A 15033-nucleotide genomic window follows, 5' to 3' on the forward strand; every position below is an offset into this window, starting at 1 on the left:
GCTTTTGAAAATGATTGTTGGTCTCGGTAATCCAGGTGAACGTTATGCCAATACGCGGCATAATGCTGGCTTTGAAGCAATCGATCGTTTAGTAGATAAAGAAGGCTTAAGTTTTACCGATCAAAAATTTGATGCAGATTTCACCATTTGGCGGAATCAAACAGATAAGATTTTATTAGTTAAACCCTTTACCTATATGAATAATTCGGGACAAGCTGTTTTACCTTTGATGTCTTATTACGGTATTGCGGTAGAGGATTTAATAGTAGTCTATGACGATTTAGACCTTGAACCAGGTCGTATTCGCCTTCGTGAAAAAGGTTCTGCCGGTGGGCATAATGGCATGAAATCGATTATTCATATGCTTGGAACCAATGACTTTAAGCGTATAAGGATTGGGATTGGCCGTCCACAAGCAGGTTGGAAGGTCATTGATCATGTTTTAGCTCCTTTTGATAAGGACAGCTTACCACTCGTTACCCAAGCTATTGATCATGTAGCGGATGCTTTAACAGATTGGGTTGATGGAAAACCTTACAGTGAAGTAATGAATTTTTATAATAGAAAATAATCATGGAGTAAGGATATCCCTGCTTCATGTTTTTGTGTTGGATGTATAAGGAGAGATTCGATGTTAGATAAGTTGCAAACGGCAGCCTTTGATCAAAGTATAATTACTATAAATAAAGCAAATAATTCTAATCTTCCTCATTTAGTAACGGGTCTAGATGGTAGTGGAAAAGCGATATATATCGCTAAATTATATCAAGAGGCTCCGGGTCAAATGATTATACTGGAAAGCAATCCGAATCACTTAATCCAAATGTTTGAAGATCTTTCCAGTTTACTACCTAATGTCGCTATATATTCTTTTCCTGCGGAAGAGAGTTTGGCGCTAGAATATTCTACAGCTTCTCTAGAAGGTCGGGCGCAAAGAGTAGAATGCTTACAAGCTTTACTGACTAAAAAGCCTGTTATTATTTTAACCAATGTGCCTGGCGTCCGTAAGCGACTTTCTCCAGTTGAGGATTGGTTAGCCAACCAATTAGAATTAACTGTTGGGTATGAGATTGAAAGAGAAGATTTAGAAAATGTTTTATTTGAATTAGGTTATCAAAAAGTAGCGATGGTTATGACTCCTGGTGAGTTCTCTGTAAGGGGAAGTATTATTGATTTTTATCCGCTAACTTCTCCTTCTCCCATTCGTTTAGATTTCTTTGATGTAGAACTTGATTCTATCCGCTACTTTGATGCGGAAAGCCAAGTTTCAAAGGAAAATCTTCAATCGATAAAGATTGAACCTGCTACCGATGTGCTGTTCACTAAAAAACAACAAAAAAGTATTAAAGAGCAACTAGATGAAGAAATTAAGAAAGCAAGTAAAAAAATTAAAGATGCAGAGATGAAACAAAAGCTAAAGCAATTTATGAGTGAACAGCTTGAAGGCTTAAATCACAATCAAACGCTTGATAAAAGCCAAGCTTTTTTATCTTTTTACGATCCTAAGGGACACTCCCTCTTAGATTATATGCATGCTTCAGGACGCTTAGTAGTCAATGAGTTCTCAAAAATTCATCAAGAAGAAATCCAATTAATTGAGCATGATCAATTTTGGTTGGAACAGGAAACGTTAAAGGGTCATCTATTTCCCAATCAAGCATTAAAGTTATCAGCTTTCGATCAAATTAATCAAAGTAAGCATACAGTCATCTTTTTTGATTTGATTCAAAAGAGTATGGGTAAGCAAGCCTTAGCGAGTATTCACCATTTTTCCTACCGGACAATGAATGCTTTTTACCATCAAATGCCCTTGGTAAAAGCTGAAATGGACCACTGGTTGAGACAGAATCAAAAGATTCAAATCATTGTTGAATCTAAAAAGCGGGCCGAAAAAGTGCGACAACTATTTGCTGAATATCAAATTGATCCGATACATATACAAGAGCAAGATGATTTTCTGCCAGGCCAAGTAAACCTACTCATTGGAAGCTTGAGCCAAGGATTTGAGTTACCAAATGATAAATGGGTTTTACTGACTGAAAAAGAATTGTTTAATCGTATGAAGAAGAAAGTGATTAAACAACAAAAGCTTTCCAATGCTGAGCGGATAAAATCTTATAATGAATTGGAAACTGGCGATTACGTGGTCCATATTAATCATGGGATTGGGCGCTATACTGGAATGGAAACCATGGAAATTGCTGGTTCCCATCGTGATTTACTAGTCATTGAATATCAAAATAACGCTAAAGTGATGGTACCCATCGATCAATTGCATCTTATTCAAAAATATGTTGCCTCTGGTGAAGCAAAAACACCTAAAGTTCATCGTTTAGGCGGTACTGAATGGACGAAAACTAAACAAAAAGTTTCAAGAAAAATTGAAGATATTGCTGACGAATTGATTGAACTCTATGCTAAACGCGAAAAAGACAAGGGCTTTGCCTTTAGTGAAGATAGTCCTGAACAGCAAGAGTTTGAAAATGCTTTTCCTTATGTTGAAACGCCTGACCAGCTACAATCAGCTTCAGAAATCAAAAAAGATATGGAAAAAGAAAGACCGATGGATCGTCTACTAATTGGGGATGTTGGTTATGGAAAAACTGAAGTAGCCATGCGAGCCATTTTTAAGGCGGTGATGGATGGTAAGCAGGTAGCCTTCTTGGTACCAACAACTATATTAGCTCAGCAGCATTACAATTCATTGATTGAACGATTCGCTGATTATCCATTCGATATCAGGATGCTTAGTCGTTTTGTGACCAAGGCTAATCAAAAAGAGACAATTAAAGACTTAAAGGTAGGTGCTTGTCAAATTGTAGTGGGAACTCACCGAATTTTATCGAAAGATATCGAATTTTTGGATTTAGGCTTATTAGTTGTCGATGAGGAACAGCGTTTTGGTGTAAAACATAAAGAGCGATTGAAGCAATTAAGATCGCAAGTGGACGTTTTAACACTAACAGCGACTCCAATACCTCGAACCCTTCACATGTCAATGATTGGAGTTAGAGATTTATCGGTCATTGAAACACCACCGAGCAATCGCTATCCTGTCCAGACCTATGTAATGGAACGTAATGAAGGAGCCATTAAATCCGCCTTGGAACGTGAAGTCGCTCGCGGAGGACAGGCCTTTTATCTTTATAACCGTGTAGCTACTATCTATCATCGTGCAGAAGAACTCGCTCAGTTAGTTCCTGAGGCGCGTGTTGCGGTTGCTCACGGCCAAATGAGTGAAATTGAATTAGAAAATGTCCTGTATGACTTTGTTCAAGGAGAGTATGACCTATTAGTGACGACCACGATTATTGAAACGGGAGTCGATATTCCTAATGCCAACACTTTATTTATCGACCATGCAGATAAAATGGGCTTATCCACACTTTACCAATTACGAGGAAGAGTAGGTCGAACCAACCGACTAGCCTATGCTTATTTAATGTATGACCCTATGAAACAATTAAGTGAAGTCAGCGAAAAAAGGCTTAATGCCATTCGTGAATTTACCGAACTGGGTTCTGGTTTTAAAATTGCTATGCGCGACCTTTCAATTCGTGGAGCAGGTAATCTTTTAGGGGCACAACAATCTGGTTTTATCGATTCCATTGGGTTTGACTTATATTCACAACTATTAAAAGAAGCAGTTGATAAGAAACAAGGTAAAGAAAATCAGCAAGCAGCATTCAATCAAAGTGATACTGAAATTGATTTAGCGATTGATGCCTATCTGCCTGCTAGTTACATTGAGGATGAACGCCAAAAGATTGCAGCTTATAAAGCCATCCAACGAATTGATTCCTTTGATTCTTATCGCGAGGTCCAAGATCAATTAATTGATCGTTACGGTGAATACCCTGACCAGGTAGCTGACTTATTAGATATCGCTTTACTCCGTTATTTAGCTAGTCAAACGGGCGTGCTTAACATTAAAAGGCAGCACCAATATATCGTTTTGACTTTCAGTGAAGAAGCGACTCAATTTTTCTATGGCCCTAATATTTATGAAGCCTTGCAAGATGTTCAAGCCAGAGAAACAGTCACCAAACCTAAAGATCGGATGCTGGTTAAATTGACTATTCAAGGAAAAGAGAGCTATGAAATTTTAAGTCTCTTGAAGAAATTGTTAGAGCAAGCCAATCAAATTAAGCAAAATTATCAACAACGCCAAAAAGATTTGAATCATGCGCTAAAATAAAAAAGGAGTGTTAATATTGCGTCTAGATAAATTTTTAAAAATATCACGAATTATTAAAAGAAGAACCGTTGCCAAAGAAGTAGCGGATCAAGGAAGAGTTCAAATTAATAATCAAGTTGCTAAGTCAAGTTCTGCTGTTAAAGTAGACGATGAAATAACCATCACCTTTGGTAACCGTATAATGAAGATTAAGGTGAAAGAATTGCAAGAATCAACTAAAAAAGAAGATGCAGCGAAAATGTACGAATTAATTGGCGAAGATTCAACTCAAAATTAATTGGAATCCATAGATTATTGGGTGCATTCTCATTAAAATACTGCTATACTCAAAATGAGAGAGTGGTGAAAAATATTGAATGAAAAAAATAATCAGCCAGCCAATCGCAAAATCATACCCTTTGATCAAAGAGCAGGCCAAATAAGCCCTTCAAAAAGCAAGGTTGGATCTATAATTAGCTCTATAGTATTCTCAATAGGGGTCTTTTTGACTTGTCTTTCTCTTTTCTCGCTTTTTCAAGCCCTTCACAAGCAAAGTGAAGTTAACAACCAATTAGTTGAGGCAGAAGAAAGATTGAATAAAATTAAAACGGAAAACAAGCAGGCTAAAAAAGAGTATGAACTATCAAAAGATAAAGATTATATCGCTAAATTGGCTCGCAAGGATTACTTTTTTTCTAAAGATAATGAAATAATCTTTAATCTTAATGAAGAAACAAGTGAACAGTAAAATAATTTAAAGTAATATAGGAGGAAAAAGAAGTATATGGCGGTAGAAGTAGGACAGAAAGTTAAAGGTAAGGTTACAGGAATCAAAAACTTTGGAGCCTTTGTTGCCTTAGAAAATAATCAATCAGGATTAGTCCATATAAGTGAAATCTCTGATGGCTTTGTAAATGATATCAACGAAGTGTTATCGCTCGGAGATGAAGTGACCGTGAAGGTAGTTTCGGTAGCTGATGATGGAAAAATAGGTCTATCGATACGCCAAGCAGTTGATAAACCAGCCAACTCTTATCAAGATAAAAACAATAATGAGGGGTCTACAGCCAAGTATCGTAAACCAAAAGAAGATGCTCGTCGCAACTTCCATCAAGAATTTCCAAAAGTTCCACAGGGCAAGGGTAACTCTTATCCTAACCAAAATGTTTCCGGTAAATATGCTCAAAAGAGTAACGATGATTTCGATCAATTAATGAGTAATTTTTTGAAAGACAGTGAAGATCGTTTGATTTCACTGAAACGTAATACCGAAGGAAAACGTGGCGGCCGTGGTGGACGTCGCAGTTAATTGATAAAATATTACCGACTGCAATAGACTTTAATCTGTCTATTTGCAGTCTTTATTTTGAACAAGGTAGAGGTGGGAAGCTATGGAAGCAACCTTTCGACAATTTAAGAATAAAGTAGAATCTTGGCCCGGATGGGAAGAATGCAAAACGATTGTTCTGGCTATTTCTGGTGGTGTTGATTCGATGGTTCTCCTCCATTTAATGATAGAGTTAGTTCAGTTAAATGAATACAAGGATCGACAATTAGTGGTGGCTCATTTTAACCATCGGTTAAGATCCCCAGAAATTCATGATAAAGAGCAAGCCCTAGTGGTTGACACGGCTAAGAAACACCAATTAGTTTACTTTGTGTCTAAATGGGAGAGTCCAAGTAAGTCAAATGTTGAAGCAAACGCTAGACAAGCACGCTATCAATTTTTAGCTGATGTACTAGATGCCAGTCAAGGGGACTGTTTAATGACAGCCCATCATCTAGATGATGCTGTTGAGACGATGTTCATACGGATGATTCGAGGAACATCGTTAAAGGGTTTAACAGGGATACGCGATAACTATCAAAGAGTCATGAAAGCTAGTAATAATGAAGTCACTGTAACTGCCTTAATGCGGCCTCTTATTAATTTTAGAAAGGCAGAGCTCTATCAATATGCTGAAGACCACCGGATTGTTTACTACGAAGATGAAAGCAATCAGGAAACAGAATATTTAAGAAATCGTATTCGCAAGCAATATCTACCGAAAATCGAACAGGAAAACCCGCAATTTTATAATAATTTATTTGCCATGCAACAGCAGTTGACCTCTTCTTATCAAGCGCATTACGAGACTTATATGCGTGAAGAGCCTTTGCTCTTAGCTAAGCTGGAAGACAAGCGTTGGGCATTTGATGTTAAAAAATGGCGTGAACTATCGGATGACTTTAGAGAAGTCTTCTTGACGATTTTTTTCGAGGAGCGCTTTATAGAAGTGGCTGGTCAATATGATAAAGAGGCTATCAGTCATTTGTTGGATCAAATCCTGAATACAGAAACACCAAATTACCGTTTTAATCTTGCTCCAGGATGGGTGTCGCGCAGAGAATATGATTATATCTTTATCGAGCCAGAAGAAAGAAAATTCCCAGCTTTTTCCGATTATCGAGTGGACTTATCTTCAAATAATAAGTGGTTTAGCCTAGGGAATGGCTTATGGATTGGTCTTTTTAACCGTTCATTTGTCAACAATCAAATGCGCAAAGCGGTGGATGATTTCTTGGCACTCGATTTATCAGGAGAACAAAAACCACCTGCTTTCCATATTCGCCATCGTCAAGACGGAGATTTGATAGAGTTGAGCTCAAGCAAAGGAGCTTATCACAAGAAGATTTCTAGAATTTTAATTGATGAAAAAATCCCCTCTTCCATAAGAGATAAAATTTGGTTAATTGTCAACGATAGTAACGAAGTGATTTGGATGATCGGTCACCAGAGTTCTTCTAAATACCAGCCACAAAAGCCAGAAAATATTACACATTATCTCTTGATCCAAAAGATGTACTAAAAAGGTGCAAGATAATAAAGAATTATGTTAAAATACATTAATACACTTTGAGAAAGAAAAGGAGTTAATATGTTAGAACAAGATGTTTTAAAAGTACTTGTAACAGAAGAAGAATTGCGTGCAACCGTCCAACGCCTAGGTAAAGAAATCACAGCGAACTATCAAGGAAAAGAAGTACTTGTTGTAGGTATCTTACGTGGTGCAGCTCTTTTTATGGCGGATCTTATTCGTCAGATGGACTGTTATGTAGAAATTGACTTCATGGATGTTTCAAGTTATGGATCCGCTACAGAATCTTCTGGTGAAGTGAAAATAATAAAAGACTTGAATAGCAGTGTAGAGGGCAAGGACATCTTAATAGTTGAAGATATAATTGATACTGGAAGAACGCTAAAATATATTATTGATCTATTAAACTTTCGTAAAGCTAATTCCATCAAAATATGTAGTCTATTAGATAAAGCTGAGCGCCGTATTGAAGCGGATGTTAAGGTAGACTATGTAGGTGTTGAAGTTCCTAATGAGTTTGTTGTAGGGTATGGATTAGATTACGATCAAAAATATCGTAATCTACCTTATATTGGTGTTTTAAAACCAGAAATATATTCTTAGAATAGTCAGTGAGACTGCTTGTTTTATCAAAGATTAAGTGCAATCTTAATCAATAATCGAAGTTAAGGAGAAAGAAACGAATGCAAAAACCAAATCCGAATCGAAATCCCTTTCGAAACCCCTTTCGAAACACCCTCGTTTACATTTTAATCGGTTTGGCTATTTTAGGTGGCTTTAATTTTATAACAGATGGTGGGTCATTTTTAAACTCTACTAAAAAGATCACCACTTCTGAATTTGTTCAACAACTTGAAGCCGATAAAATTGCTGAATTTGAAATGCAACCTGGAGCAGGAGTTTATCATGTGAAAGGGAAGTATCAACCGATAGAAGCTGAAAATAAAACGGATGATAATGTCGTTGAAGTTATCAAAGGTGATAGTCAAACGCAATTGTTTGAGACAGATATTTTGCCTAATGATTCGACCATTAACCAAATTACTGAATTAGCTAAAGAGAAAAAAATAAAATTTAAATCAATGCCGGAGTCATCAGCAGGCGTATGGTTGAACTTCTTACCCATTTTATTATTATTAATTCCTAGCTTTTTCTTAATGTATACTATGATGCAAGCTAGTGGTGGCGGCGGTAAGGGTGTCATGAACTTTGGAAAGTCTAAGTCAAAAGACGTCTCCAAACAAAAAGTTAAAGTAAAATTCTCTGATGTTGCCGGTGCCGATGAAGAAAAACAAGAGCTAGTTGAAATTGTTGAATTCTTAAAAGAGCCTAAGAAGTTTACAGCTTTAGGAGCAAGGATTCCAGCTGGAGTCCTTTTAGAAGGGCCTCCAGGTACTGGTAAAACATTACTTGCTAAAGCTGTTGCTGGAGAAGCTGGTGTACCTTTCTTCTCGATCTCAGGTTCTGAATTCGTCGAAATGTTTGTTGGGGTTGGAGCTTCTCGTGTGCGTGATTTGTTCGAAAACGCTAAAAAAGAAGCGCCCGCTATTATCTTTATCGATGAGATTGATGCTGTAGGTCGCCAAAGAGGAGCAGGTATGGGTGGAGGCCACGATGAACGTGAGCAAACACTTAACCAATTGCTGGTTGAAATGGACGGTTTTGAAGGAAATGAAGGGGTCATTGTGATGGCAGCGACTAACCGTTCAGATGTCTTGGATCCAGCTCTTTTACGTCCAGGACGTTTTGACCGTCAAATATTAGTGGGCAATCCTGATGTTAAAGGTAGAGAAGCAGTATTGAAAGTTCATTCTCGCAATAAGAAATTAGCTTCCGATATTGATTTAAAAGTGATTGCTCAACAAACTCCTGGTTTTTCTGGAGCGGATCTTGAAAACTTACTAAACGAAGCAGCTTTAATTGCGGCGCGGTTTAATCGTAAGGAAATTACAGCACCGGATTTAGACGAAGCGCATGACCGAGTGATTGCGGGACCTGCTAAGAAAGATGCTGTTGTATCAGACCGTCAAAGAAAAACAGTTGCTTATCATGAAGCAGGGCATACAGTAATTGGTATGGTTCTAAGTGAAGCCCGTACTGTTCATAAAGTAACCATTGTTCCACGTGGTCGTGCAGGGGGATATGCTATTATGCTCCCTAGAGAAGATCAATATATTGTTACTTATAAAGAATTGTTTGAACAAGTGGTAGGGCTATTAGGGGGTCGTGCCGCAGAAGAAATTGTATTTAACCATCAATCAACAGGAGCCAGTGATGACTTCCGTCAAGCGACAGCAATTGTACGTAGTATGGTAACTCGTTACGGAATGTCTGAAACAATTGGAACGGTTCAATATGAAAGTGATAGCCAGCCATTTGCTGGTCGTCGTTATGGAACTGAAGATCATACTTCTTATTCTGAACAAGTGGCATATGAGATTGATAAGGAAATTCACCGTATTATGAAGGAAGCTTTAATGGAAGCTTACCGTATTATTAATGAGCACCGTGAGCAATTAAATCTGATTGCAGAGAAGCTCTTAGAGCTTGAAACGTTAGATGCTCGTCAAATTAAAGCTCTTTTTGAAACGGGAGAAATGCCTAAGGTCGAAGTGGTTGATGCAGAAGATCCTGTTGAAGAACCCTCTGACTTTGAAGAGTCTAAAGAAAAATCTTTGGAGGATGATCCTAAAGACGATTCAAATAAAGTTGTAGATTCCAGTGAAGAAAACGAATAGTTAAGTTAAAAGACAGGCTCTCGCCTGTCTTTTATCATCGTATGAAATAGAAAGTAGGGAAAAAATGAAAGGACAGTTAATCAAAGCATTAGCTTTTAATGATCAAATACGTGTATTTGTAGTAGATGCGACGGAATTAGTTAAACAAGCGCAAGAAAAGCATCAAACTTGGCATACTGCTACAGCTGCATTGGGGCGAACCTTGGTTGCCACAGCACTCTTGTCAGCAAATCTCAAAGGGGATGACCGCCTGCTCGTTCAAATTAAAGGCAGTGGTCCTTTAGGATTAATCTCTTGTGACGGCGATACCCAAGGTCGAATTAGAGGGTATGTATCAAATCCGAAAGTAGCTTTAGAGTTAAATAGTAAAGGCAAGTTGGATGTAGCAGGTGCAATTGGACTTCCAGGAAGTTTGAAAGTAAGTAAATACCTTGCTGATTCAGAACCCTTTACTGGGCAAGTTGAGCTTATTTCTGGTGAGCTGGGCGAAGATTTTACTTACTATATGGCATTATCGGAACAAACTCCCTCTTCAATCGGTCTAAGTGTGCTTGTCAATCCAGATGAAACGGTTCAATCAGCTGGTGGCTTTATGATTCAAGTTTTACCAGGGACTTCTGACGAAGTGATTGACCAGCTAGAAACAAAGATTAAGTCTCTTGGATCTCTGTCAGATTTAATCGACGGATCAGAAGCGATTACAGATCTCTTAGATTCATTAGTTGGACCGAATAATAGCCGAGTTATTTCGCAGCAGTCAGTTGAATTTTACTGTCCATGTAGTAAAGAACGTTTCACAAATTCACTGGCAGCTGTTGATCCTAATTTGCTACAACAAATGATTGATGAGGATAAGGGAGCGGAAATTGTTTGTCAGTATTGCAATGCGACGTATCAATTTAGTGAAGAAGAATTAAAAGCTATCCTAGCTAAACAATAAGATAGCTTTATTATCACCATGACAAACTCAATAACTTCATGTAAAATGAAAGGGACAGTATAAAGAAATAGTGGGAGGAAAGTCAATGTCTGATGTAAAAGATAGTCCAGAATTTGAAGAATTAAATGACCAGTTAGTGGTCAGAAGACAAAAGATGCAAGAAATGTCTGAAGCCGGAGTAAACCCTTTTGCTGCAGGATTTGAACGCAGTGACTATTCAGAAACTTTAATTGAAAAATATGATCACCTATCCAAAGAAGAATTAGAAGAGAAAGAATCGATTGAAGTTTCTATCGCTGGCCGAATCGTTTCAAAGCGTGGAAAAGGAAAAGCAGGATTTGCTCATCTATTAGATATGAAGGGCAAGATGCAGATTTATGTTCGTCAAGATCAAGTAGGCGAAGATGCCTTTATTTGGTGGAATGCTGCTGATTTAGGAGATATTGTGGGTGTTCGCGGTAACTTGTTTAAGACAAAAACAGGGGAACTTTCAGTTAAAGCTAAGGAATTTATTCCTTTAACAAAAGCTTTAAGACCATTACCAGATAAATTTCATGGTTTGACAAACATTGAGCAAAAATATCGTCAACGTTACTTAGACTTAATTGCCAATGAGGAAAGCTTTGAGCGCTTTGTTAACCGTTCAAAAATTATCCGTGAAGTGAGACACTATTTGGATGATTTAGATTATTTAGAGGTTGAAACTCCTGTTTTACATAATTTAGCAGGTGGGGCATCTGCTAGACCTTTCATTACACACCATAACGCTTTAGACATGGAGCTATACTTACGTATTGCTTTAGAATTACATTTGAAACGTTTAGTAATTGGCGGTATGGAAAAAGTATACGAAATCAGTCGTGTCTTCCGTAATGAAGGAATTGATACTACTCATAACCCTGAATTTACTATGATTGAAGTGTATACAGCTTATACAGTTTATACGGATATCATGGATTTAACAGAAGGGTTGATTCGCCATGTTGCCAAGAAAGTCTTAGGAACTGCTGTGATTGATTATGACGGCAAAAAGGTAGACTTGGAATCGGCATGGGCACGTCGCCATATGGTGGATTTAATTAGAGAAGAAACCGGCGTTGATTTCTGGCAAGAGATGACTTTAGAGGAAGCTAAAGCTTTAGCTAAAGAACACCAAGTCCCAGTTGAAGAACATGATTTGTCTGTGGGGCATATTATTAACAACTTCTTCGAAGAAAAGGTTGAAGATACTCTTATTCAACCTACTTTTGTTTACGGACATCCGGTTGAAATTTCTCCTTTGGCTCGTAAAAATGAAGAGGATCCACGCTTTACAGATCGCTTTGAATTATTCATTGTTGGTAAAGAATATGCGAATGCTTTTACAGAATTAACCGACCCAATTGACCAAAGAGAACGTTTTGAAGCTCAAATGGCAGAAAAAGATGCTGGAAACGACGAAGCGCATCCAGTTGACGAAGATTTCTTAGAAGCATTAGAGCATGGAATGCCTCCAACCGGTGGTTTAGGAATTGGTATTGACCGCTTGGTAATGTTATTAACCGATTCACAATCTATTCGCGATGTCCTCCTATTTCCTACCTTAAGAAACCATTAATGATACATAGGTATTAAGTAATGCTCTTTACTCTATTTAGTCTCTTGAATTTTATGGGTGTAAAATCCGATTACGTAAAAAAATTAATCATAACTATTGATAAGAAGTCGGCTCTAAAGTCGACTTCTTATTAGTTAAAAAGTTTAGCGTTTTGAGATGATCTAATCAATAGCTTATCAAGTGTGATATTTACAAACCAGTAAGACAAAAGTATAATTAAATTGTTACTTAATGGATAAATTTTAATCCGTTTCATTATGTAAAGGATATATTTAAGGAAATTCAAAAGTTTAATGAGAATGAGTGAATGTAAGAAAATAAAGGAGACGAAAAATGAGTACGAGTAGAGTGGAAGCTTTCAGCGATGGTGTTTTAGCGATTGTCATTACGATTATGGTTTTAAAGCTACAAACACCTGATAGTTTGGACATGGCAGGGTTGAAGGAAATATATCCAACTTTGTTGGCATATATTTTAAGTTATGCCTATGTGGGAATTTATTGGGCTAACCATCATCACTTATTGGCAGTATTACAAATAGCAACCGGAAAAATCTTATGGCGTAATTTGCTATGGTTATTTTTTATGACTCTAATTCCTACTTCAACCGAATGGATGGGTTTGAATCCATCTGTTGAATTTCCTGCATTTTTCTATGGATTTACGCTACTAATGTGTGCTTTGACTTATAATATTTTACAAACTGAAGTAATTAGAGTAAATGGTAAAGATTCTGCGATAGCTGAAAGAATTGGTAAAGACTTAAAAGGAAAAGGGTCACTTATAGGGTACTTAATTGCTTTAGTCTTTTCGCTTTATATACCAATGGTTTCATATGTTATATATGTGGCAATTGCTATACTTTGGTTCATTCCTGATAAGAGATTGGAGAGCATTCTTCATCAAAACTAGGTCATTAAAGATTTTAAATCAGCCTATAAGCGAAATGGGTGACAAAATTATATTGGATAGCCTATACTATATATAATATAAAGTCAGTAAAATAAGGAGGAATAGCGATGGAATTCTTAAAAGAAGATCATGCAGTTGTTTTACGTGATGAGCAAGGTGAGATGGTAGCTGAGATTACTTATCGGGATACAGATGATGATCGACTTGTAGTGGCTAATCACACCTATACGTCTGATCGTTTAAGAGGACAAGGGATAGCCGGAAAACTTTTAGATGAATTAGTTGCTCATATAAAAGACCAAGGAAAAATTATTTATCCAAGTTGTCCGTTTGTTGTTCGGAAATTTGATGAAGAACCAGAAAAATATGGACATATCGATGCGCGCAAAGCTCAACTCTAACCAATATATATAACCAAAAGTAATGTTCAATTACTTTTGGTTTTTTTAAGGTCTTTAATTAGACAATAAAGCGCTACCATGATAACCTTTTAAATAGAAGATCTATTTCAAATATTTTAATAGTAAGTCGGAAAATACAGTGGTTACGACCTAAGTATTGAGTTTATTAACAAAATATAGAAAGGAAGGATCAACATGGGTCACAGTTTTATTGCAAATTTAAGAGAGATACAAAGTCAAGAGGATTTGATGCAGCTTTCGCTTTACATGCCTACCAATCGTGGAGGTTTAAATCGGCAAGAAGATCTTATTCAATTTAAGAATCTAATTCAAGAAGTTAAGTCTAAGCTAGAAGAAGCTGACAATGAAGAAGCAAACGATATTTTAAAAGAAATTGAAAGAATTCGAAACGATAAAAATTTTTGGGATCAAACTAAAGAAGGCCTAGCCCTTTTTATTAGTCCTAAAAATCTTGAAGTCGCCTATTTACGCAATGAATTTAAACCTTCTATCCATTTAGGAAATGAATTTTATCTCTTACCTTTATTAGCTTATTATGAGGAACTTCATGAAGTAATCATCGCAGATATATCTAAAGACTCAGTAGACTTCTTTGATGCTAACCAGTTTAATGCTGAAGTTCTTACTTTAGATCTTGCGATTGAAGTAAAGGCCTTTTCAGAAATTTATGACGATTTAGACGCTGACTCTCAAGTCAATGTACACTCTTATGGTGGACGACAAGATCCTGGTATGCATCATGGACACCGAGCCACCCCAGAAGAAAAAGATCTCGATCGTGCAAAATATTTTAATTACCTGCATAAAAAAATGCAAGAAGTAGCTAAGCATTATCACCGGCCAATTTTATTAGCAGGAACAGTTGAGAACTTAGGCCATTACCAAAAGGTTAATGAAAACAGCGCTATTTATTATGGTTCAACAATTGATAAACCTTTCCAATCTATGGATTCTAAAGCGAAAACCAAACTTTTAAAAGAGACTCTTAGTCAAAATCATCAAGAGTTCGCAAAAGAAAAAATTAACCAAATTGAAGAGGCGCGTAATCAAGGTAAGGTTGTTCATGATTTTGAAAAGATTAAAGAGCTGATTCAAGAAGGACGTATTGAAGAATGGGTGATTCAATACTATACAGACAACTTATTAGATGTTGAAGCTCTTAATCATTGGGTAATCAAAGCCATGGATCAAGGGGCTAAAATCTCTCTCGTATTGGAGAAAGTTGAAGGGATTAAACAACAGTTTTCTGCTCTTTTAAGGTATTAGTAAAAAAAGTTGATTTCAACGCTTTTATAGCAAAAGATTACCAAACATTTTGGGCCATGTAATAGAATGAAAGCGATGCATGATTCCATAAATCATGCATCGCTTTTTAATTGTTTAAATATA

Annotated in this window: 13 protein-coding genes; all 13 read left to right on the forward strand. The window is 36.8% G+C overall.

All coding sequences use genetic code 11. From position 1 onward, the window contains the following. Window positions 1-4: 4 nt before the first annotated feature. Window positions 5-571, forward strand: coding sequence for an aminoacyl-tRNA hydrolase (gene pth / locus NW240_RS06755; RefSeq protein ID WP_258436760.1), 567 nt, complete (start codon window positions 5-7; stop codon window positions 569-571). Between the two features lie 60 nt (window positions 572-631). Next, window positions 632-4198, forward strand: coding sequence for a transcription-repair coupling factor (gene mfd / locus NW240_RS06760; protein WP_258436761.1), 3567 nt, complete (start codon window positions 632-634; stop codon window positions 4196-4198). A 16-nt stretch (window positions 4199-4214) separates the two neighbouring features. Further along, window positions 4215-4475 carry an RNA-binding S4 domain-containing protein gene (locus tag NW240_RS06765; RefSeq protein ID WP_258436762.1) on the forward strand — a complete coding sequence of 87 codons (261 nt, stop codon included), beginning with the start codon at window positions 4215-4217 and terminating at the stop codon, window positions 4473-4475. 75 nt (window positions 4476-4550) lie between these two features. Then, on the forward strand, window positions 4551-4925 hold the full coding sequence (locus tag NW240_RS06770) for a septum formation initiator family protein (RefSeq protein WP_258436763.1): 375 nt from the start codon (window positions 4551-4553) through the stop codon (window positions 4923-4925). Between the two features lie 36 nt (window positions 4926-4961). Then, window positions 4962-5486 (forward strand): S1 domain-containing RNA-binding protein, encoded by a 525-nt coding sequence (locus NW240_RS06775; RefSeq protein WP_258436764.1) that lies wholly within the window; start codon window positions 4962-4964, stop codon window positions 5484-5486. An 82-nt stretch (window positions 5487-5568) separates the two neighbouring features. Then, window positions 5569-7026 (forward strand): tRNA lysidine(34) synthetase TilS, encoded by a 1458-nt coding sequence (tilS, locus tag NW240_RS06780; protein ID WP_258436765.1) that lies wholly within the window; start codon window positions 5569-5571, stop codon window positions 7024-7026. Window positions 7027-7095: 69 nt separating this feature from the next. After that, on the forward strand, window positions 7096-7638 hold the full coding sequence (hpt, locus tag NW240_RS06785; RefSeq protein ID WP_258436766.1) for a hypoxanthine phosphoribosyltransferase: 543 nt from the start codon (window positions 7096-7098) through the stop codon (window positions 7636-7638). An 80-nt stretch (window positions 7639-7718) separates the two neighbouring features. Then, complete coding sequence (ftsH, locus tag NW240_RS06790; RefSeq protein WP_258436767.1) at window positions 7719-9773, forward strand: ATP-dependent zinc metalloprotease FtsH; 2055 nt, start codon at window positions 7719-7721, stop codon at window positions 9771-9773. Between the two features lie 64 nt (window positions 9774-9837). After that, entirely contained in the window at window positions 9838-10713 is an 876-nt protein-coding gene (gene hslO, locus NW240_RS06795) for an Hsp33 family molecular chaperone HslO (RefSeq protein WP_258436768.1), read from the forward strand. Window positions 10714-10798: 85 nt separating this feature from the next. Next, window positions 10799-12310, forward strand: a complete 1512-nt coding sequence (lysS, locus tag NW240_RS06800) for a lysine--tRNA ligase (protein WP_258436769.1) — start codon at window positions 10799-10801, stop codon at window positions 12308-12310. A 333-nt stretch (window positions 12311-12643) separates the two neighbouring features. Then, a complete protein-coding gene (locus NW240_RS06805) occupies window positions 12644-13222 on the forward strand; it encodes a TMEM175 family protein (RefSeq protein WP_258436770.1) in 579 nt (192 codons plus the stop codon). Between the two features lie 107 nt (window positions 13223-13329). Beyond that, complete coding sequence (locus NW240_RS06810) at window positions 13330-13623, forward strand: GNAT family N-acetyltransferase (RefSeq protein WP_258436771.1); 294 nt, start codon at window positions 13330-13332, stop codon at window positions 13621-13623. A gap of 195 nt (window positions 13624-13818) precedes the next feature. Further along, on the forward strand, window positions 13819-14910 hold the full coding sequence (locus NW240_RS06815; RefSeq protein WP_258436772.1) for a hypothetical protein: 1092 nt from the start codon (window positions 13819-13821) through the stop codon (window positions 14908-14910). The last annotated feature ends 123 nt before the right edge of the window (window positions 14911-15033 follow it).

This window comes from Facklamia sp. 7083-14-GEN3 (assembly GCF_024742075.1).
In the GTDB taxonomy this organism is placed as follows: Bacteria; Bacillota; Bacilli; order Lactobacillales; family Aerococcaceae; genus Facklamia.